This window comes from Geodermatophilus obscurus (genome assembly GCF_900143215.1).
GTDB classification, from domain to species: domain Bacteria; phylum Actinomycetota; class Actinomycetes; order Mycobacteriales; family Geodermatophilaceae; genus Geodermatophilus; species Geodermatophilus obscurus_A.
This window is the reverse complement of the sequence record NZ_FRDM01000001.1, coordinates 228,394-247,819: the sequence shown is the minus strand read 5'-3', so window position 1 is coordinate 247,819 and position 19,426 is coordinate 228,394. Positions and strand designations below refer to the sequence as shown.

21 protein-coding genes are annotated in these 19,426 nt (G+C 74.3%); 15 read left to right on the top strand and 6 right to left on the bottom strand.

Translation table 11 applies throughout. The annotated features are described in order from the left end of the window. Positions 1 to 85 precede the first annotated feature (85 nt). The gene (locus tag BUB17_RS26485; RefSeq protein ID WP_175561237.1) at positions 86 to 334 is read right to left on the bottom strand and encodes a hypothetical protein; all 249 of its coding nucleotides are present in this window, start codon (positions 332 to 334) and stop codon (positions 86 to 88) included. A 295-nt stretch (positions 335 to 629) separates the two neighbouring features. Between BUB17_RS26485 and BUB17_RS01305 the strand changes: the two genes are divergently transcribed. From BUB17_RS01305 to BUB17_RS01245, 12 genes are all read left to right on the top strand, one after another. Then, positions 630 to 1,727 carry a sensor histidine kinase gene (locus BUB17_RS01305; RefSeq protein ID WP_072911907.1) on the top strand — a complete coding sequence of 366 codons (1,098 nt, stop codon included), beginning with the start codon at positions 630 to 632 and terminating at the stop codon, positions 1,725 to 1,727. Continuing rightward, complete coding sequence (locus BUB17_RS01300; RefSeq protein WP_072911905.1) at positions 1,724 to 2,377, top strand: response regulator transcription factor; 654 nt, start codon at positions 1,724 to 1,726, stop codon at positions 2,375 to 2,377. The genes BUB17_RS01305 and BUB17_RS01300 overlap by 4 nt, the downstream gene beginning before the upstream one ends. Before the next feature lie 209 nt (positions 2,378 to 2,586). Then, positions 2,587 to 3,216 (top strand): hypothetical protein, encoded by a 630-nt coding sequence (locus BUB17_RS01295; RefSeq protein WP_175561236.1) that lies wholly within the window; start codon positions 2,587 to 2,589, stop codon positions 3,214 to 3,216. A gap of 124 nt (positions 3,217 to 3,340) precedes the next feature. Further along, positions 3,341 to 4,117, top strand: coding sequence for a DUF899 family protein (locus tag BUB17_RS01290; protein WP_072911901.1), 777 nt, complete (start codon positions 3,341 to 3,343; stop codon positions 4,115 to 4,117). Positions 4,118 to 4,187: 70 nt separating this feature from the next. Next, the gene (locus BUB17_RS01285) at positions 4,188 to 4,565 is read left to right on the top strand and encodes a VOC family protein (RefSeq protein ID WP_072911898.1); all 378 of its coding nucleotides are present in this window, start codon (positions 4,188 to 4,190) and stop codon (positions 4,563 to 4,565) included. Positions 4,566 to 4,651: 86 nt separating this feature from the next. Beyond that, entirely contained in the window at positions 4,652 to 5,368 is a 717-nt protein-coding gene (locus BUB17_RS01280) for a class I SAM-dependent methyltransferase (RefSeq protein WP_175561235.1), read from the top strand. A 633-nt stretch (positions 5,369 to 6,001) separates the two neighbouring features. Beyond that, the gene (locus BUB17_RS01270) at positions 6,002 to 6,559 is read left to right on the top strand and encodes a TetR/AcrR family transcriptional regulator (RefSeq protein WP_072911890.1); all 558 of its coding nucleotides are present in this window, start codon (positions 6,002 to 6,004) and stop codon (positions 6,557 to 6,559) included. A gap of 348 nt (positions 6,560 to 6,907) precedes the next feature. Next, complete coding sequence (locus tag BUB17_RS01265; protein WP_072911888.1) at positions 6,908 to 8,140, top strand: FAD-dependent monooxygenase; 1,233 nt, start codon at positions 6,908 to 6,910, stop codon at positions 8,138 to 8,140. Positions 8,141 to 8,290: 150 nt separating this feature from the next. Next, positions 8,291 to 8,572: an antibiotic biosynthesis monooxygenase gene (locus tag BUB17_RS01260; protein ID WP_072911885.1), complete on the top strand. Its 282-nt coding sequence runs from the start codon at positions 8,291 to 8,293 to the stop codon at positions 8,570 to 8,572. After that, positions 8,569 to 10,008: an FAD-dependent monooxygenase gene (locus tag BUB17_RS01255; protein WP_072911883.1), complete on the top strand. Its 1,440-nt coding sequence runs from the start codon at positions 8,569 to 8,571 to the stop codon at positions 10,006 to 10,008. Before BUB17_RS01260 ends, BUB17_RS01255 begins: the two co-directional genes overlap by 4 nt. A gap of 282 nt (positions 10,009 to 10,290) precedes the next feature. Continuing rightward, positions 10,291 to 11,226 (top strand): NAD-dependent epimerase/dehydratase family protein, encoded by a 936-nt coding sequence (locus tag BUB17_RS01250; RefSeq protein WP_072911880.1) that lies wholly within the window; start codon positions 10,291 to 10,293, stop codon positions 11,224 to 11,226. After that, positions 11,178 to 12,188: an RNA polymerase sigma-70 factor gene (locus BUB17_RS01245; protein WP_244276813.1), complete on the top strand. Its 1,011-nt coding sequence runs from the start codon at positions 11,178 to 11,180 to the stop codon at positions 12,186 to 12,188. The genes BUB17_RS01250 and BUB17_RS01245 overlap by 49 nt, the downstream gene beginning before the upstream one ends. Here BUB17_RS01245 and BUB17_RS27310 read toward each other — a convergent pair. Together BUB17_RS27310 and BUB17_RS27305 are read right to left on the bottom strand one after the other, a co-directional pair. Then, positions 12,185 to 12,448: a pyridoxamine 5'-phosphate oxidase family protein gene (locus BUB17_RS27310; protein WP_208983280.1), complete on the bottom strand. Its 264-nt coding sequence runs from the start codon at positions 12,446 to 12,448 to the stop codon at positions 12,185 to 12,187. The genes BUB17_RS01245 and BUB17_RS27310 overlap by 4 nt on opposite strands. A 2-nt stretch (positions 12,449 to 12,450) precedes the next feature. Continuing rightward, positions 12,451 to 12,651, bottom strand: a complete 201-nt coding sequence (locus BUB17_RS27305; RefSeq protein WP_208983279.1) for a pyridoxamine 5'-phosphate oxidase family protein — start codon at positions 12,649 to 12,651, stop codon at positions 12,451 to 12,453. A 555-nt stretch (positions 12,652 to 13,206) separates the two neighbouring features. On the opposite strand from BUB17_RS27305, the gene BUB17_RS01230 reads away from it, so the two are divergent. The 3 genes from BUB17_RS01230 to BUB17_RS01215 all read left to right on the top strand — a co-directional run bounded on the left by BUB17_RS01230 (position 13,207) and on the right by BUB17_RS01215 (position 16,549). After that, complete coding sequence (locus tag BUB17_RS01230) at positions 13,207 to 13,782, top strand: class I SAM-dependent methyltransferase (RefSeq protein WP_208983278.1); 576 nt, start codon at positions 13,207 to 13,209, stop codon at positions 13,780 to 13,782. Positions 13,783 to 14,214: 432 nt separating this feature from the next. Next, the gene (locus BUB17_RS01225) at positions 14,215 to 14,544 is read left to right on the top strand and encodes a DUF6506 family protein (protein ID WP_072911875.1); all 330 of its coding nucleotides are present in this window, start codon (positions 14,215 to 14,217) and stop codon (positions 14,542 to 14,544) included. Positions 14,545 to 15,574: 1,030 nt separating this feature from the next. Further along, positions 15,575 to 16,549 (top strand): helix-turn-helix domain-containing protein, encoded by a 975-nt coding sequence (locus BUB17_RS01215; protein ID WP_244276811.1) that lies wholly within the window; start codon positions 15,575 to 15,577, stop codon positions 16,547 to 16,549. 276 nt (positions 16,550 to 16,825) lie between these two features. Here BUB17_RS01215 and BUB17_RS01210 read toward each other — a convergent pair whose 3' ends face one another. From BUB17_RS01210 to BUB17_RS01200, 3 genes are all read right to left on the bottom strand, one after another. After that, positions 16,826 to 18,250, bottom strand: coding sequence for an MFS transporter (locus tag BUB17_RS01210; RefSeq protein WP_141242849.1), 1,425 nt, complete (start codon positions 18,248 to 18,250; stop codon positions 16,826 to 16,828). Beyond that, positions 18,243 to 18,860 carry an NAD(P)H:quinone oxidoreductase gene (gene wrbA / locus BUB17_RS01205; protein WP_072911868.1) on the bottom strand — a complete coding sequence of 206 codons (618 nt, stop codon included), beginning with the start codon at positions 18,858 to 18,860 and terminating at the stop codon, positions 18,243 to 18,245. The genes BUB17_RS01210 and wrbA overlap by 8 nt, the downstream gene beginning before the upstream one ends. A 108-nt stretch (positions 18,861 to 18,968) precedes the next feature. After that, positions 18,969 to 19,334 carry a PPOX class F420-dependent oxidoreductase gene (locus BUB17_RS01200; RefSeq protein ID WP_072911864.1) on the bottom strand — a complete coding sequence of 122 codons (366 nt, stop codon included), beginning with the start codon at positions 19,332 to 19,334 and terminating at the stop codon, positions 18,969 to 18,971. Positions 19,335 to 19,426 lie beyond the last annotated feature (92 nt).

Below are 19,426 nucleotides of genomic sequence, written 5' to 3'. Positions count from 1 at the left end.
GGGAGCGGTCGCCTCGGGTCGACGGCGTCGGTCGCCCGACCGGGGTCGACGCTGTGCGGGGACCCGGTCAGCCCGTCGCCGAGGTTCACAGCTTTTCGGGGTTCCGCACCGCCCAGGTGCGGCTGACGCGGTCCCCCGCGACGTCGAACGCCAGCACTGTCACGACGGCGCCGTCGAATTCGGCCACCGGACCGAGCTGGCCGTTGACGACCCGCTCGCGCAGCGTCAGACCGCCGGTCAGGGCCGCCGACCACTCGTCGTGAACCCCAGGAAAGCGGACAAGAGCAGGCCTTCTGCTCGGACGGCAGCCGGGGCGAGGAACGATCTCCCGCATGACCACGTGGATGTGGCCGGCGAGGCAACCGCGATCGCCGCACGACCGGCCAGGACTCGGCAGGGGTGGAGCCACGGAGCCGGGCCGCTGAGTTGCCTGTGCGCCAGTGCACACCGGTCGAGCAGCTGATCGTCGGCCGCTCCGAAGGGTGGCCCCGCAGGTGAGTCCTCATCGTGCAGCTGCGGCAGGGACGTCGGGCGCCTCCTCGCGAACGGTGGCGCTACGTCCGTCGACGTACCGGACGAGCCGCGCACCGACCGATGCCCGACCGGCGCTGCGCGACGATCATGAGCCGGTGGGATCTCCCCGCTCGCACGATCTGGGGTTCGCCGCCGGCGTCGGCGTCCTGGTGCTGGCCTGGACGTGGGCAGCGGGCCGCGACATGCCCGCCGACCGGCCCCTGGACGCCGGCGGCTACCTGCTCGTCGCCGCGTGCGCGGGCGCCCTGGGATGGCGCCGCCGCGCTCCGCTGCCGGTGCTGGCCGCGACCACCGTCGGCACGACCGCCTACCTGTCGATCGGCTATCCCTACGGTCCGGTGCTGGTGCCGATGGCGATCGCCGTCTGCACCGTGGCCCGGCACGTCCCCTGGCGCGCCGCGGTCCCCGCCGCCCTGCTCGCGCTGGGCGTCCTGCTGCTGCACCTGCTCTCCAACGACGCCGCCCTGCCCGGAGCGCTCGCCCTGATCCCCGCGTCGGCCTGGGTCGCCGTGCCCTTCGCCGTCGGCAGCACCGTCGCCTCGATCGACGCCGGACGACGCGCGGCGGTCGACCGCGGCATCGCCGACGAGCGGCTGCGGGTCGCCCAGGAGGTGCACGACGTCGTCGGGCACGGCCTGGCGGCGATCAAGATGCAGGCCGACGTCGCCCTGCACGTGCTCCCCAAGCGGCCCGAGCAGGCCCGCCTGGCCCTGGAGACGGTGAGCCGGACCAGCGCACAGGCCCTCGACGAGCTGCGCTCGACCCTGGGCATGGTCCGCGGCGCGCCCGCGGGGTCGGCCGGCCCCGGGATCGGCGACCTCGAGGCGCTCTATCGGCGGATGCGAGCAGCCGGCCTGCGGGTGCGCGTCGACGTCCACGGCACCCCGCTCCCCCTGCCCCCAGCAGCGGAGCTGGCCGCCTACCGGGTCGTGCAGGAGGCCATGACCAACGTGCTCAAGCACGCGGACCGGAAGGAGGCGACGGTGGTGGTCGACCACCGGGCCGACGGCACCCGCCTGGAGATCGCCAACCCGCACGTCGACCGGGTGCCCACGCCGCAGTCCCCCAGCCCCGGCCTGGGGTTGACCGGGATGCGGGAACGGGTGCTGGCCCAGCGGGGGCGGTTCAGCGCCGGTCCCGAGCCGGACGGCCGCTTCGTGGTGCGCGCCTGGCTGCCGCGAGGTGACCGGTGACCTCGGTGCTGCTGGTCGACGACCAGGACCTCGTCCGGCTCGGGCTGCGCACCCTGCTGGAGAGCGAGGACGGCTTCACCGTCGCCGGAGAGGCCCGCGACGGCCTCGAGGCGGTCACCCTCGCCCGCGAGCTGCGCCCCGACGTGATCCTCATGGACATCCGGATGCCCGGCATCGACGGCCTGGAGGCCACCCGGCGGATAACCAGCGCCGACGGCATGGACCACACCCGGATCGTCGTCCTGACCACGTTCGAGCGCGACGAGTACGTCTTCGACGCGCTGCGGATGGGCGCCAGCGGCTTCCTGCTCAAGGACACCCCGCCCGAGCAGCTGCTCCAGGCCATCACCACGGTCGCCGACGGCGGCGCCCTGCTCGCCCCGACCGCCACCCGGGCACTGATCCGGGAGTTCGTCGAGAAGGGGCCCCGGCGCACCGTGCCGCATCCCCGGCTGGGCCAGCTCACCGACCGGGAACGCGAGGTGGTGTCCCTGGCCGCCGAGGGCCTGACCAACGCCGAGATCGCCGAGCGGCTCGTGGTCAGCCCGGCGACCGCGCGCACGCACGTCAGCCGGGCGATGGTCAAGCTGGGCGCCCGCGACCGCGCGCAGCTGGTGGTCTTCGCCTTCCAGTCCGGACTCGCCGGCTGACCCGGCCTGCACACCGCCTGCCCGGCCAGCCCACCCAGCCGACCGGCCGGCCGGCATCCCGGTGCCTCTCCTCCCGGCACCGACACCCCGGCGCCGGCCTACGCCGCGGGGCGTGGACCCGATGTCGCCCGGCGGCCGACGACACCCCCGCGCGCGCCGAGCACCCTGACCGGGACGGACGAAGCAGCCAGCGCAGGGAGGTGTCCGCGATGGTGGACGTGGCGACGAGACCGGTGTCGCGGCCGGCGTTCCGGCTGGGCCGGCGGGCCCGCAAGGTCACCCTCCTCACCCACATCGCCGCAGCCGGTGCGTGGCTGGGCATCGACGTCGTCCTGGGCGTCATGGTGGGCACCGCGCTGGTGACCGGCGACGCCCAGCAGGCGGGCGTGGCGCTGCAGTCCCTCGGCGTGTTCGCCGTCTGGCCGTTGATCGTCGTCGGGCTGCTGTGCCTGGCCAGCGGCATCCTGCTCGGGGGCGGCTCCACGTACGGACTGCTGCGCTACTGGTGGGTCGCGATCAAACTCGTCCTCAACGTCGCACTCGTCGTCCTCGTCTTGGTGCTGCTGCGCCCCCAGGTCGGCGAGGTGTCCGAGGCTGCTCGCGCGAGCCTGCTGGCAGCCACCGGACCTCCCGCGGTCGGCGACCTCGTCTTCCCGCCCCTGGTGTCGGGCACCGTCGTGCTCGTCGCGATGGCCCTGTCGGTGTTCAAGCCCTGGGGCACGATCCGACGCGGAGGGTGGGCGCCCGTGACTCCGCAGGTGAGGAACGCCGGGGGATCGGACAGTGCTGCGGCGATCGGCTCGCCGGCAGCCAGGGTGAGGGAACCATTCCCCGGGTGACCACGCTGGAGTTGGACTCGCCCCGACCCTGCCGGCCCCCGACGTCACCCGCCTGCACCACCGCGTCCGCACCGGCGCAGCCGAACGCCGGGCACGGTCGCCAAAGCGATCGGAGGAGGCTCCCATGACGGATGCAGCAACGCCCCTCGGCAGGGCAGCGGCCACGAGCGCACCGAGGGTGCCCGATGCCGTCGACCGGGCCACCTTCCAGGCGGCACTGGACGGGCTGCGAGCGCGGGAGAAGGCGCACACCCGGGAGGGCGACGCGATCGCCGCGGCTCGACGGCGCCTGCCCATGGTCGAGGTCGATGCCACCACCGAGCTGATCGGGCCCCACGGTCCGGTTCCCCTGCTCGACGCTTTCGAGGGGCGCCGGCAGCTCGTCGCCTACTACTTCATGTGGCACCCCGGCCACCCCGCCGCCGAGCAGTGCGAGGGCTGCACCTGGGTCACCACCCAGGTCACGGAGCTGTCCTACCTCCACTCGCGCGACATCACCTACGCGGTCTTCTGCCAGGGGCCCTACGACGAGAGCAGCCGGTACCGCGAGTTCATGGGCTGGAACGTCCCGTGGTACTCGGCACAGGCCTCCCTCGACGAGCTGCTCGTCGGACGCCGCATCGGCCTGATGCACCTCGTCTGCTACGTCCGGGACGGCGACCGCGTCTTCGAGACCTACTGGACGACCCGCCGCGGCGTAGAGGCCATGGACTACAGCTACGCGCTCATGGACCTCACCGTGTACGGACGCCAGGAGCCGTGGGAGGACTCGCCCCCCGGCTGGCCACAACAGTGGGGAGCCGGTCCCGGCGAGCACGTCACGCGGATCAACGGACGGCCCATCGCCCAGTGGTCGCGCCTCGAAGCCGGCCGCTCCGACGACCTCGCCGTCGGCCCTTGATCTTCAGTGGGAAGGCGGATGGCAGGCGTGCCTCTCATCCGCACGCACGTCGCAGGAAGGCGGTCTCCACATGAGCGTCACGCTGAACCACACCATCGTCCACGCGCGCGACAAGCGCGTCTCGGCAGCGTTCCTCGTCGACATCCTCGGTCTCGGGCCACCGAGCCCCTACGGGCCCTTCGTCGTCGTCCAGGTCGCCAACGGGGTGTCGCTGGACTACGTCGATGCGCAGGAGGCGCCGCAACCGCAGCACTACGCCTTCCTGGTGGGCGAGGACGAGTTCGACGCCATCCGCCAACGGATCACCGCTCGCGGGCTGACCTACTGGGCCGACCCCTTCCACCGGCAGCCGAACGCGATCAACACCAACGACGGCGGGCGAGGCCTGTACTGGGACGATCCCGACGGCCACAACCTCGAGGTCATCACCGTCCCTTACGGCGGATGACCACCCCGGGGGACCCGCGGGACTCCACCTCCGACGCTGCCCGGTGCCCGAACCGCCGTCGGCCCGACGAGCGCGAGGAGCAACCCGTGGCACCGGAGCACCGGCCGGCTCGACAGGGCAGCGTGCCGTGCGACTACGACGCCCATCCGGAGCGCTACCGGCTGGGGATGCGGAGCACCTGGGCGCACACCCGGGCCGACCTGTACGGCCGAGTCGCGCGGCTGCTCGGTGAACTCGGCGCGGCCACCGTCCTCGACGTGGGGTGCGCGGACGGCGCGCTGCGCGCCGCCCTCCCCGCGCCCGGTCCCTGGCTGGTCGGCCTGGACGCGTCGGAGATCCTGCTGCTCGACCACCCGCCCCCGGTGCTGCGGGCCGACGCCCGCCGGCTGCCGGTGCGCGACCGCGCCGTCGACGCCGTCACCGCCCTCAACGTCCTCTACCACCTGCCCGACCCGATGCCCGCCCTGCACGAGGCACACCGCGTGCTCCGCGCCGGCGGGCACCTGCTGGCGGCGACGATCGCCCGCACCGACTCACCGGAGTTCTCGGCGTACTGGACCCGGCCGGCGACGAGCTTCGACGCCGAGGACGCGCCCGGGCTGCTCGCCCGGGTCTTCGACTCGGTCGCCGTGCACTCGTGGGACGCGCCCCTGGTGACGCTTCCCGACGCGGCGGCGATCCGCGACCACCTGGTCGGCCGGCAGGTGCGGGCCGAGATCGCCGTCGCCGCGGCCGACGGGCTGCCCACGCCCCTGCAGGTCACCAAGCGCGGCGCTCTGGTCGTGGCCGGCCGGGACGGGTAGCTCCCCCCGACGCCGGGCCGACCGTGCGGTGAACGGCACCGCGGGCCCGGAGGCGACGCGGGGCGGTGCGGCACGCCGCCGGGCGGAGCGCAGGAGCCGCCCCGTGGCCGACGCGCCAGGACGCGTCCAGCAGGAGCGTGATCGGCATGGACGAGACCGTCGTGCGCACCGATCGGCTGACCAAGCGATACGGAGGGCGGCTGGCCGTGGACTCGGTGAGCCTGAGCGTCGGACGGGGCGAGGTGTACGGCTTCCTCGGCCCCAACGGCGCGGGCGAGACCACCACGCTACTCCGCAGGACCAGCGGGCCGGCCGGACCGGGCCGACACCGAGCGACGACTCGGCACGGTCGAGGAGGTCCTCGACCACGGCATCGTGCAGCCATCGCACCACCAGCGGCCACGTCACCCGCCCCGACCCCGGCAGCCGTACCGCCAGTTGGCGTGCGTGCACGTCGAGGGCCACCTCAGGCTCCGTCCGCGGCCGTGGCGATCTCCGCCAGCCAGGCGTCGAAGGTGGTGGCTGGGTCGCCGATGTCCGCGCCGGTCACCCATCCCGCCCTACAGCTGCTGGCCAGCAGCTGTAGGGCGGGCCCTCGCATTCTGACAACAGCCGTTGGCATAAGGTCGGCGGATGGCGTTCACCGACCGCTCCCTTCCCGCCCGCGAGGCGATCCTGCGTGCGGCCCGTGACCGTTTCGGCGCCGACGGGTACGACCGGGCCACGGTGCGGGCGATCGCCGCCGACGCCGGCATCGACCCGTCGATGGTGATGCGCTACTTCGGGAGCAAGCGACAACTGTTCGCCCTCGCCGTGGACTTCGACCTCCGGTTCCCGGACCTCGCCGCGACTCCACGGGACCAGGTCGGCCGCATCCTGAGCACGCACCTGCTGGACCGGTGGGAGGACGACGCCGGGCTGAAGATCCTGCTGCGTACCGCCGCCACCGACGACGACGCGGCCGACCGGATGCGGAGGATCTTCCGTGAGCAGCTCACGCCGATGGTCGCCGCGCTCACCGACGACCCGGACTCGGCGCCCGTCCGTGCCGGGCTCGTCTCCAGCCAGGCACTCGGCGTCGCGCTGACCCGCTACGTCCTGCGCCTGCCCCCCGTCGTCGACCTGAGCAGGGCGGAGCTCATCGACTGGGTCGCACCGACGTTGCAGCGCTACCTCGTCGGCTCACCCTGAAAGGGACGGCCGAGCGCGGTCAGCATGCGGCCGACCTCCCCGCGCGGCGCGCCGGCGAGCCGGGGAGCCGCCGGTCGACGTCCGCAGCGGCAGGAACACCTGCCGCTTGCTGCCGCACGACCGCCTCACCATCGCCGGGTCGACCCCCGACGTCGGCGGCGATGGCCGCCCCCTGGCAGTCGTCGCCCTCGGCGGCGAAGCGTGCCCGGGCCGCGCAGGACCGACTCCGGGGCAGGCGGGGAGCAGGGGATGAACGCCAGGGGGACTCCGCTGCCAACAGGCGTTGTCAACGAGCGCGCCTCGGGTCTACGGTTGTTCGCCAACAGCAGTTGGCACCTGGAGGTCCCGGTGAACGTCCTCCTCTCGGGCGCGGGGATCGCCGGCCCGGTGCTGGCGTACTGGCTGCACCACCACGGGTTCGCCCCTACCGTCGTCGAGCGGACCCCGCGGCTGCGGCACGGGACCGGCGGCCACGCGGTCGACCTCTTCGGCCCCGCCGTGCAGGTGGTGGAACGGATGGGGCTGCTGCCCGCGGTGCAGGAGGCGCGGACCCGCAACGACGTCGTCGTGCTGGAACGACCCGGGCGTCGGCCGGTGGAGATCCCGGTGGCCACGCTCGCGGCCGGCTTCGCCGACGGCGGCCACGTCGAGATCGTGCGCGGGGAACTCGCCCGGATCCTGTACGAGGCGACCCGCGACGACGTCGCTTACGTCTTCGGCGACGCCGTCCGGACCCTCGAGGAGGACGGCGATGACGTCCAGGTGGGCTTCGAGCACGGCCCCTCGCGGCGGTTCGACCTCGTCATCGGTGCCGACGGGCTGCACTCGGGCGTGCGGCGGCTGGTGTTCGGCCCCGAGGAGCGCTTCGCCCACCACCTCGGCGGTCACCTCGCCGTGTTCACCGTCCCGGACGACCGCGGGCTCGACGGCCGGATGGTCACGTTCAGTGCCCCGGACCGCGTCGTGGTCCTGTACCCGGTGCGTGGTACCGGCGCGGCGCGGGCGGTGTTCCTGTTCCGGCACGACGGCCCGGCCGCGCACCACGGCGACGTCGCCGGGCAGAAAGCGCTGCTGCGGAACGTGTTCGCCGGCGTGGGCTGGGAGGTCCCCCGGCTGCTCGGTGAGCTCGACGCCGCCGACGACTTCTACTCCGACGCGATCACCCAGATCCGGATGGACACCTGGACCCGCGGCCGGGTGACCCTCGTCGGCGACGCCGGCTACTGCCCCGCTCCGGCGGTCGGCGGCGGCACCACCGTCGCCGCCGTCGGCGCCTACGTCCTCGCCGACCGGCTCGCCGCAGCCGACGGCGACCACCACCGGGGGTTCGCCGCCTACGAGGACGCGATGCGCGACTACGTCGCCGCCAGCCGTCGGGTCGGGCCCGCCGTGCTGAGGACCAGCGTTCCCCGGTCCCGCCTGGCTGTGGCCCGCAACGCCTGGCTGACCCGCCTGCTGCCGCGGCTGCCCGTGCCGGTCCGCCACCGGCTGCTCGCCGTCGAGGACCGGCTGCGCGCCGGCCTGACCGGCATCGACCTGGACGCCCCCACGCAGCCGAGAGGGGAGCTCAGCGATGGATGACCGCCGGACCGACGTCTGCGTCGTCGGGCTCGGCCGGATCTCGGGCCTGCGATGTCGGCGGGCTCGCACGCTGCCCTGCGTCATCCGCGTGCCGTGGCGCCCCGGGAGCCCACCCCTGCGCACGCTTCCGCCGATCGGGAGGAGTTGACCGTGCCACACGTCCTGGTGCACCAGCGCATCAGCGAGTTCCGCCGCTGGAAGGAGGTCTTCGACCGCCTCGGGCCCGCCCGGGCCGCGGCGAGCTGCCGCTCCACGGCCGTGTTCCGCAACCGGGAGGACCCGCACGAGGTCGTCGTCCTCTTCGACTTCGACGACCTCGCCCGCGCCCGGCAGCACATGGGCAGCGCGGAACTCCGCCAAGCCTGGCAGGACGCCGGCGTCACCGACCCCGGCACCCGTTCCGTGCTCGATGCGGTGGAGGCACGACGATGACCGACGTGATCGTGGTCGGTGCCGGACCGACCGGGCTGCTGCTCGCCGGCGACCTCGCCGCCGCGGGCGTCCGGGTCACCGTGCTCGAGCGGCGCACCACCGAGTCGAACCTGACCCGCGCCTTCGCCGTCCATGCGCGGACCCTGGAACAGCTCGACGCCCGCGGCCTCGCCGACCCGGTCGTCGCTGCCGGGAACGCGGTGGCTGGGCTGCGGCTGTTCGGGTCGGTCTCGGTGGACCTCTCCTCGGTGCCCAGCCGCTTCCCCTACCTGCTGGTCACCCCGCAGTACGAGGTGGAGCAGGTGCTCCTGGAACGCGCGCTCGACGCGGGCGCGGCCGTGCTGCGCGGCGCGCACGTACAGCGGGTGCGGCAGAACGCCGACCGGGTCGAGGTGACCTACCGCGACCCCGACGGCGCGACGCAGGTTCGGCAGGCGAGATGGCTGGTCGGCACCGACGGGCACCACAGCACCGTGCGCCGGGAGCTGGACCTGGACTTCCCCGGTGAGTCGGTGGTGCGCTCCCTGATGCTCGCCGACGTACGGATGACCGACCCACCCCCCGACCTGCTCACCGTCGACGGCAACGCCCGCGGGTTCTGCTTCGCCGTCCCCTACGGCGACGGCTGGTACCGGGTCATCGCCCGCGACCCCGACCGCGAGCTGCCCGACGACGCACCCGTGACCCTCGAGGAGATCGCCGACGTCGCCCGCCGGGTCTTCGGCACCGACTGGGGCATGCACGACCCGCGGTGGCTGTCCCGTTTCCACAGCGATGAGCGACAGGTGCGCCAGTACCGTGTCGGACGGGCCTTCCTCGCCGGCGACGCCGCCCACGTGCACTCCCCCGCCGGCGGGCAGGGCATGAACACCGGGCTGCAGGACGCGGCCAACCTGGGGTGGAAGCTCGCCGCTGTCGTGCACGGGCGGGCCGGTGACGAGCTGCTCGCCAGCTACCACGACGAGCGCCGGCCGGTCGGACGCATGGTGCTGCGGATGAGCGGCGGGCTGATCCGCGCCGCGATGCTCCGCTCACCGGTGACCCGCGCGATCCGCAACCGGGTCGCCCGCACCGCGCTCGCCCTGCCGCCGATCGGCGATCGGATCCGGCTGCAGTTGAGCGGGGTGGGGATCGCCTACCCCCGTCCCCGGGGCGCGCACCGGCTCGTCGGCACGCGGGCTCCCGACATCACCGCGAACGACGGCACGCGGCTGTACGAGGCGCTGCGCCGGGGCCGGTTCGTGCTCGCCGCCCCACCGGGTGTCGTACCCGCCCCGCCCGGTGTCACCACGCTCGACGTGGATCGCGCCGCCACTGCGGTGCTGGTCCGCCCCGACGGCTACATCGCCTGGGCCGGCCGCACCCCGGACGGGCTGGAGGCGACGCTGACCCGCTGGGGCGCCGCGGTACCGGCCACCAGCGGAGCGCACGCATGAATCCCACCTCTGCCCACGTGCGGTGCGGTGGTGTCCCGGCGCCGCGGGCGCGACGGATCCCGCCGGTGCGCGAGCAGGCGGCGGACCGGGGCAGGCTCCGTCTCCAGCGGCATCACGCGCACGACGGGTCCCACCTGACGGTGACACGTCTGCCCTGCCGGCAGGCGACGCCTCCCTCCCAGCCGCCGGCGCGGCGCTCGAGCCGCTACTGCAGAGGTGTCACAGCAGGGGCTGCCGTCTTGTCCTATCGGGTGTCGGTGGTCCTCGACCAAGGAGTTGATCATGAGGGTGTTCGTCGCAGGGGCGACGGGAGCGATCGGAAGGCAGCTGGTGCCACGGCTGGTCGGGGCGGGTCATGAGGTCCATGGCATGACGCGTCGCGAGTCCAAGCTGGCGATGCTGCGCGAGTTGGGGGCCGTGCCGGTGGTCGCGGACGCGCTCGATCCCGATCAGGTCGCGGAGGCCGTGGGCCGGGCGCGGCCGGACGTGATCGTCCATCAGCTGACCGCGATCGGAGCGTTGGACATGCGCCACTTCGATCGCGACTTCGCGCTGACCAACCGCCTGCGGATCGAGGGCACGGACCATCTGCTCTCCGCCGGGCAGGCGGTGGGCGTGCGGCGGTTCGTGGCGCAGTCGATCGCGGGCTATGGCGCGTACGCGCGCACCGGTGCGCCGATCAAGACCGAGGAGGACCCACTCGACCCCGCGCCCGCGCGGGAGATGCGCGAGACCCTGGCAGCGATCCGTCATCTCGAGCAGGCGGTCCTCGGCGCACGGTGGACGGAGGGGATCGTGCTGCGCTACGGCGCCTTCTACGGGCCGGGCACGTCGATGGCGCCGGGCGGGCAGCAGCCCGAGCTGATCCGCCAGCGCAGGTTCCCGCTGGTCGGCGACGGCGGCGGCGTGTGGTCGTTCATCCACGTCGCCGACGCCGCGGAGGCGACGGTGGCGGCGGTCGAGCACGGCAGCCGCGGGATCTACAACGTCGTCGACGACGACCCCGCTCCGGTCGCCGAGTGGTTGCCGGCCCTGGCGCAGGAACTCGGTGCCCGGAAGCCGATGCGCGTGCCACGGTTGATCGGGCGGCTGTTCGCCGGTGAGGCCGGCGTGGTGATGATGACCGAGCTCCGCGGCGCCTCCAACGCCAAGGCCAAGCGCGAGCTGGGGTGGCACCCGGCGCACCCGAGCTGGCGGCACGGGCTCGCCGCGGCATGACCGCCCGCGAGCGGCTGCTCGACGAGCTGCGGCCGGGCGCGTTCGCGCTCGCCTACCGGATGCTCGGCAGCGTGTCCGACGCCGAGGACGTGGTGCAGGAAGCGCTGCTGCGGGTGCACCAGGCGCTCGATGCGGGCGAGCAGATCGCATCGCCGCGCGCGTTCGTGGCCACCGTGACCACCCGGCTGGCGATCAACGAGCTGCGCTCCGCCCGCGCCCGCCGCGAGCGCTACGTCGGCGAGTGGCTGCCGGAGCCGATCATCACCGACGGCCGCGACGATCCGGCCCGGCACGCCGAGACCGCCGACTCGCTGTCGCTGGCGATGCTGGTGCTGCTGGAGAGCCTTTCGCCCGAGCAGCGCGCCGTGCTGCTGCTCCACGACGTGTTCGACTACGGGTATCCCGAGATCGCAGGGATCGTCGGCAAGAGCGAGGACAACGTCCGCCAGCTCGCCACCCGCGCCAGACGCCACGTCCAGCAGCGCCGGCCGCGCTTCCGGACGACGCGCGAGCAGCGCGACGAGCTGGCGACCCGGTTCTTCGCGGCCGCCGAGCACGGCGACCTCGCGGGGCTCGAGGCACTGCTCGCGCACGACGTGGCACTGACCGGCGACGGCGGCGGCAAGGTCCCGGCGCTCGCGCGCTCACTGCGCGGACGCCACCGCGTCGCGCGCACGGTCGTCAACTGGGTCCGGCGGGTCGTGCGCCTCCCAGGCGTGTCGTTGCGCCCGGTCGAGCTCAACGGCGGCCCGGGAGCGCTCTTCCTCGACGCACAGCAGCGGCTGATCGGCGTGTGCGCGATCGACATCGCCGACGGCCAGATCAGGAGCATCAGCGGGATCGTCAACCCCGACAAGTTGCGGCACCTCGGACCGGTCGGCGACTTCGCATCGCTGCTGAGGTCGTCGGATCAGGCCGGTCCACGCCCTCGTTGCCCGCGGCTCGGGTGGTGGCAGAGCTAGGGAACCCCGCGGCCACCACCCGCACCAGCACCGGCCTCTGGGGCGGGATCCCGGTCTCTCGACCGGAGCTGCGAGAAGCCCCAGCCGTGCACCCGGTCGATGGCCAGCCAGGCGTTGACCCTCGGGCGGTCGCGGTCGGGGTACGGATGGCCGGTGTAGTGCCGGGCGATCCGGTCGATCCACGCCAGCGCAGGGTCGTCCTGCAGGGTGACCGCACCCCGGAGGCTGACGTGCCGGTGCCAGTCGGCTCCGTCGAGCACGGTCAGTGAGACCCGTGGGTCTGCGCGCAGATGACGCAGGCGGCCCGCCCGGCGTCGAGGTCGAGCAGCACCGGGCCGCCGTCCCACAGGTACCAGCTCGCCACGGTCACCGGCGAACCATCGCGTCCGACCGTGGCCATCACGGCCGGGTTGGGCGCCCGCAGGATCCGCGTGACCTCGGGCGAGGACGGCAGCCGCTCCATCCGGCCGCGGCCGTCGGACGCCGATGTGGAGCCCGGTTCGGCCGGTGGGGTCCGCGTTCATGGGCAGTCATGCCCGGTGGCCGTCGACGCGGCGCCGCGCCGCGGCTGGTCCGCGGCCAGGCGCTGGCGTAGGAATGCGACCTGGTCGGCTACCACGTGGTGAAGCACGGGAGCGCGGTAGAGGTCGGGGTGGGTTCCCGGGTATCGGCGCAGCTGCTCCCGCGGCACCCGATGCGCTGGAACACCGTCGGCACCGGCGGGGCGGTGCAGGTGGCCCCCGAGCCGCGCGCCGCCGGAGTCCGAGGACTTCCGCGTCCGCTGGCTCTTCCCACTGGTCATGGCGGTCCTCTCTGGGAGCGTCCACTCCGTTGGCGGAGCGCCCCTTCGATCGATGCCGAACGGCGACACCGGCGGCAGCAGCTACCACTAGTGCCGCGGCTGCCAGCCTTTGCCCTGTCGGGACCTCTGCCCTGCCCTCTCCGGGTTCGCCCCGATGCGCGCCCCGCGCGGAGGTGCTGTGCTGGTCCGGTGCGGGCAGCGCTGGATGCTCGGTTGTTGGAGGCGGCTTTCGGGCGCCCGCACGGGCCGCTGGGCCGGCTCGGCGGCCGCCTGATGGCTCAGGGCAACGCGGCCACGGAGCGGCATCTCGTCGACGCCGCCGGCCTCACCCCGGCCGACGTCGTGCTGGTGGTCGGCCACGGGCCGGGCGTAGGCCTCGAGCACGCCGGCGCGCGCGCCACTCGGGTGATCGGCGTGGACCCGTCGGAGCTCATGCGGCGCGCCGCGCGGCGGCGGTGCGCCGGCCTCGTCGCCCGGGGCGTCATGCGCGTCGAGGACGGCACCGCCGCGGCCACCGGGCAGCCCGACGCCTCGGTCGACGTGGTGCTCAGCGTCAACAACATCCAACTCTGGCCCGACCTCGCCGCCGGCCTCGCCGAGCTGCGCCGCGTGCTGCGCCCCGGCGGCCGGCTGCTGGTCTCCGTGCACGAGCGGTGGCAGCCCGGCGGAGCCGACGCCCTCATCGCCGCCGTCGCGAAGGCCGGCTTCGCCGACGCGCGGAGCTGGCGGTGGGAGCCTCCCGGCCGACTCGCCACCACGGCGCTGCAGCTGCGGGCGACGCGCCCGGCGTAAGCGCGCCGCCGACCCGGACTCCGCAAGGTCATCCCCGGGCCGAAATTGCCAACAGGGCGATGGTTCCCTGACGCGGCACCAGCTGGAGCTGCGTCGGGCTGGGGCAGGGCCCGCCGGCGTCGACGTGTCCCGAAGGCGGTGTTCCCTCGCGCACATGGTCTCCGACGCCGGGCTCGCGAGCCTGCCCTGTCGGTCCATCGACGCGGCCTTGGCAGGAACGCCGCGGGAAGTGGCGGGTCCGCCGCTGTCGGCCGGTCCGGAGCGAGGTCGACCATGACCAGCAGGGGTTCGACGCCGGCACCACCGCAGGCTCCCCTGACAGCAGCGCCGCCGCCCGGGCCGTCGGTGCGGGCAGCGGGGCTCCTGTCGGCGCTTGCGTCAGCGTGGATGCCGGCTCGACGACGAGGACTGCGACGAGGGAGGCAGCCAACCGTGGTCGTCAGCTGGGCGTACGTATACGAGCATCCCGACACCGACCCGGTCGTCGACCGCGTGGTCATCGACCGTAGCGGTCAGCGGACCCTGCTGGTACCCGTTCCGGAGGCGTCGATGGCCGCCGACGTGGCACGAGCTCTCGTCGAGGAGGGGGTCGAGCTGATCGAGCTGTGTGGCGGCCTTCCCCTACCCCTGGCCGCGGCCGTCACGTCCGCCGTGGGGGACGGCGTTCCCGTCGGTCACGTGACCTTCGCGGTCGACTCGGTGAGGGGTGCCGCGGCCTACAGCGAGCGGTTCGGCACCGGCCAGGCCGATCGTCCGTCCTGATCGAGGCGCCGCCGGACCCTGTGGGAGCGGCTGACCGGCTCTCCCAGCGCTGAACGGGACGGCGAGAGGCTCCCCCTGGAGGCAGCCCTCGTGACCGCGGGGCTCGAGGTGCGTTGACCCGAGGACACCGGTCGATCCGCTCGGGCTGCCATGGCACGCTCGCCCGCCATCGCTGCCGCAGCGCCGGTGGGCCGGTGGGCCGGTGGGCCGGTGGGCCGGTGAGGCTCGCCGGCCGGCCGCTGGTGCCCGCGGGCCGACCAGCGGTGGTCACCTCGAGCCGAGTCACCATCACCTCGTGGCCGCCGCCGTCGGTCCGGCCCACTCACGGGGTCTTGGCAGTAACGCTTCGGGACGGGGCAGGTCTGCCACTGTTGGCCCGGCGGAGGCGAGCCCAGCATGGCGGGTGCGGGCACGACGGCGGCAGCACCGGGCTCGCCGCGCACCGGCGTCGGCGCCTCCGGAGGACCGCGCCACCTAGCCTGCCGACCGCCCGTGCCCCGCTGTCCGTACGACATGGGGAGCACACGATGAGCTCGTGGATGGTCGAGGAACTGGCCCGGGCCCGGCGGCTGGATCTGCTCCGCGAGGCCCAACGCGAGCGACTGGTGGCATCGGTGCTGCACCGGCGACCCCGCGCAGCCCGGCGGCTGGTCCACCGCCTCCTCACCGTGATGCGCGGAGCGAGAACGGTGGCCGCTGCGCCACCGGTCCCGGGCGCAGAGCGGCCGGCCGGCGAGTCGGTCGGTCACCTCCCGGTTCCGCGCGACCGATCGGCCGAGAGCCTGGCATGTGCGGGGCCGGCGTCGTGACGGCCACGGTCCCCGGGTCCACGGGTCGCACGAGGTGGTCGGGCACTCGCTCTGCGCGGCTCCGGCGGACACGGGGTGCAGGTGCACGCCCGGACGGACCTGGGGCCGGGCGCATGACGGAGACGTGGCCACGGAGGGGCACATGCACGAGGAGCAGGCAGGACGTACGACGGGCCCGGCCTGCTGCGCTGTCCCTCATGAGGGGCGGGGAGCGTCCCCTCGTGGTCAGCACCCTGGTCGGCGACGGGCTGGTGGGCTCGTTCGGGCTGGGCGTGGCCGTCGAGGTCTTCGGTCACGACCGTCGCGACATGGGGTTCCCGCGGTTCGACTTCGGCCTGGTCACCGAGCGGCCCGGCGTCGTCCGCACCGACATCGGCATCCCGATCACCGTGGAGCACGGCCTCGACCGCCTGGCGCAGTCCGACATCGTCCTCGTGACCGCCTGGGAGCTGTACGACCGCGCGCCCACCCCGCAGCTGCTCCGCGCCCTCCGCGCCGCGCACACGCGCGGCGCGCTCATCGTCAGCCAGTGCACCGGCGCCTTCCTGGTCGCCGCGACCGGGTTGCTGGACGGGCAGCGGGCCACCACGCACTGGAAGTACGCCGGCGAGCTGGCCGCCCGCCACCCGGCGGTACGCGTCGACCCGCGGGTGCTCTACGTCGACAACGGCCAGGTCATCACCGGAGCCGGCACCGCCGCAGGCGTGGACACCCTGCTGCACGTCGTCCGCCGCGAGTGGGGCACGGCCGCAGCCAACGCGCTCGCCCGCGAGATGGTCGTTCCGCCGCACCGCGACGGCGGGCAGGCGCAGTTCATCGACGCCCCCGTGCCCGCCTGCGAGAACGACCTGCTCCGAGCCGTGCTCGAGTGGGCCTCGGCGCACCTGGCCGAGGACATCAGCGTCGACGTCATGGCGCGCCGGGCGTTGATGAGCCCGCGCAGCTTCGCCCGCCACTTCAAGGCCACCACCGGGACGACACCGCACGCCTGGCTGCTCCACCAGCGGCTGGCCGCCGCCGAGGAGCTGCTGGAGAACAGCGACACCCCGGTCGAGGAGGTCGCCCAGCTGGTCGGCTTCGGCACCGCGGCGGGCCTGCGCGAGCAGTTCGCCCGCCGCCGAGGCGTCTCTCCGCGGGCCTACCGACAGACCTTCCGCGCGGCAGCGGCGATGACCGGCGGTCACCGCGCCGCCTGATCGGAGCCGGCGGGGTCGTTCCGGCTGCGGCAGGCTCGCCTTCCGCGCGGGCACCGGCCCGGTGGTCAGGCGTGCCGGTCCTCGGCGATCCGGCCGCATCCTCGGGGAGCAGCCGGACGACGGCGAAGCCGAGCCCGGCGACCAGGTGCGGGCCACCGAGGGACGGCAGATCCAGGCGGGCGCCCAGCCGAGCGGCCGGTCCGAGGAGGTTCGGTCCCAGGACCGCACCGGCGGTGGTGGCCACGAGCAGCCGGCCCATCGCCCGGGCCAGGCCGCTCAGGTCGTCGTCCGGGACCGTCGTCCCGACGCGTGCAGGCAGCCCGCAGCCAGCACGGCGGCTGAGCACAGGACGACCAGGGACCACCGGAGCCCGGCCACGCCGTCGGTGGTCGTCCAGGTCGCCGACACCAGGGCCGGGCCGAGACCGAATCCCACCGCGCGGGCCGCGCCGGACGCTCCCCCGGTCGAGCCGAGCAGCGGGCGGGGAGCAGCCGTCATGAGCAGCGCCTGGTTGGGACCGACGAAGAGGGACGTGCCGGCTCCGACCACGGCCAGCCGCCAGCTCAGGTCCGGAACGCCCCAGGTGGGGTCCACGGGGAGCAGGACCACCAATCCGGTCGCGGCCAGGACGGCACCGGCCATCGCCACGCGGTCGGCACCGAACCGGTCGGCCAGCATGCCGGCCACGGGGGCGAGGGCCAGCATGGCGAGGGACAGGGCGCTGAGTGCGAGCCCGGACTCGACCGCCGTCGAACCGTCCCGCCCGGCGAGGGCGAGGGGAACGGCGTAGATCAGGCCGCTCGTGACGACGGAGACGAGGGCCAGCGCGGCCAGTCCCCCGGTCACCGACCGCACGGTCAGCAGGTGCAGCACCGGCGCGCTGCTCGGCAGGCGCGCCCAGACGAGCAGCAGCGGAACGGCGAGGACGGCCGTCGCCGCCCAGGCGAGGTCGGCCCGGGACGCCAGGGAGAGGCCGGCCAGGATCGCGAGTACGGCGCCGCCCAGCAGGACCACCTGCGCCACGAGCCTCCGGTCCGGCCCGCTGACCGGCTGCCCCGCGGGGAGGCTGCGGAGGGCGATGGCGGCGATGGTCACGGCGACGGGCAGGTCGAGGAGGAACAGCGCCCACCAGCCCACCGCCTCGGCCAGCCAGCCACCCACCGCCGGGCCGGTCAGCGCCCCCAGCGGCCCCAGCACGGAGACCACACCCATGGCGCGGCCTCGGCGCTGCGGGGCGACCGCCACCGCGGCCAGCACCGGGGTGAGGGCGGTCAGCACTGCTGCCGCCGCACCCTGGACGACTCGCGCGGCCAGCAGCACCTCGATCGAGGGCGCCAGCGCACAGCCGACGCCGGCCGCCGCGAAAGCCCCGACGGCGATCAGCAGCGCCGGCCGGTGACCGACGCCGTCCAGCCAGCGACCGGCCGGCAGGACGACGGCAGCCATGGCCAGCGAGTAGGCGAGGACCACCCAGGGCAGGAGCCCTGGTGTCACCGCCAGCGAGGTTCCGAGGTCCGGCAGCGCGACGACGACGGCGTAGCTGTCCAGCATGGCCATGAACACCGCCAGGCCCGCCGCGACCACGAGGGACCAGCGCTCGCGGTCCGGCGAGCCGTGCGTGCTCCCCAGCGGGTCCTGAGCGCGGCCCGCCGGCAGCGTCCCGGCTGCCGCAGCCGTTCCGGGCCGGGGCCGATCAGACACCGGAGGACACCGGTTCGTACACCGCCCGGAGCGCCCACTGCACCAGCCGCCCACCCTGGTGGCGGGCCACGCGGAGCGTGAGGTCGTCGGGGTGGCGCTGGCTGCCGGACACCCAGGTGGAGCCGTACGGGTTGCCGGTCTCGAACACCTCCGGACTGCTGTACCCGAGCGGCACGATGACCGAGCCCCAGTGCGAGAAGACCGCGTCGAGCGACAGCAGCGTGGTCTCGTGCCCGCCGTGCGCGGTCGCGGCGCCGGTGAAGGAGGTGACGACCTTGTCGGTGAGCTTGCCCTGCTGCCACAGCGGGCCGGTGGTGTCGAGGAACTGCTTGAGCTGGGCGGCGACCATCCCGTAACGGGTGGGCGAGCCGAAGGCCAGCCCGTGCGCCCATTCCAGGTCCGCCAGCTCGGCCTCCGGTACGTGCGGGGTCTCGGTGACGTGCCGGCGCCAGGCCGGGTTGCGGTCGATCGCCTCGTCCGGTGCCAGCTCGCGGACCCGCCGCAGGCGGACGTCGGCTCCGGCGTCGGCGGCTCCCTCGGCCACGGCTTCGGCCAGCCGGTGCGTGTGGCCGGTCGCCGAGTAGTAGACGACCGCGATGTTGACGTTCACAGCTACCTCCTCGTGCGGTGTTCGGAGGGCCCCGGGTGGAACCGCTCCGCGGGGTCGCCGGCCACCGGGCTCGCCGGGTACGGCTCGACACCGGGCGCCGGGGTGAGCTCAACGGCTGCCGTCCAGCCCCCAGGACGTGACCTTGGTCGGGGTCAGCCGGATGATGGCCCGCCCCTCGGGCGCGTCGTCCGCGGGCAGGGCCTGCGCGGGCCCCTGGACGAGCACGCCCCGGGCCCGCCAGGGCGGGAGCACGTCGTCGACGACGAGCGCGGCTCGCGGGTGAACGAGCACGTTGCGGAACTTGCGGGTGGCCGCCAGGTCACGGCCGGAGATCGTGAAGGTGCCGGTCGCCTCGTCGTAGCGCCAGCCGACCGGCACCACGTGGGGCTGCCCGTCGGCATCGACGGTGGCGAGCCGCGCCAACCGGGGCTCGCCGTTCAGGTACGCCGACTCCAGTGCCGTCAGTGTGGCCATGATCCCCTCCGATTCCAGGACCGGTCGACGGACCAACTCTGCGCCCAGATGCTTTATCCAGTCAAGTGTTGACCGGGCCTAGTAATCTCGGA

Excerpts from the sequence above, each read along its gene's own strand:
- BUB17_RS26485 (WP_175561237.1), bottom strand. The coding sequence starts at position 334 with ATGCGGGAGATCGTTCCTCGCCCCGGCTGCCGTCCGAGCAGAAGGCCT.
- BUB17_RS01295 (WP_175561236.1), top strand. The coding sequence starts at position 2,587 with ATGGTGGACGTGGCGACGAGACCGGTGTCGCGGCCGGCGTTCCGGCTG.
- BUB17_RS01290 (WP_072911901.1), top strand. The coding sequence starts at position 3,341 with ATGACGGATGCAGCAACGCCCCTCGGCAGGGCAGCGGCCACGAGCGCA.
- BUB17_RS01285 (WP_072911898.1), top strand. The coding sequence starts at position 4,188 with ATGAGCGTCACGCTGAACCACACCATCGTCCACGCGCGCGACAAGCGC.
- BUB17_RS01270 (WP_072911890.1), top strand. The coding sequence starts at position 6,002 with ATGGCGTTCACCGACCGCTCCCTTCCCGCCCGCGAGGCGATCCTGCGT.
- BUB17_RS01255 (WP_072911883.1), top strand. The coding sequence starts at position 8,569 with ATGACCGACGTGATCGTGGTCGGTGCCGGACCGACCGGGCTGCTGCTC.
- BUB17_RS01250 (WP_072911880.1), top strand. The coding sequence starts at position 10,291 with ATGAGGGTGTTCGTCGCAGGGGCGACGGGAGCGATCGGAAGGCAGCTG.
- BUB17_RS27305 (WP_208983279.1), bottom strand. The coding sequence starts at position 12,651 with ATGGAGCGGCTGCCGTCCTCGCCCGAGGTCACGCGGATCCTGCGGGCG.
- BUB17_RS01200 (WP_072911864.1), bottom strand. The coding sequence starts at position 19,334 with ATGGCCACACTGACGGCACTGGAGTCGGCGTACCTGAACGGCGAGCCC.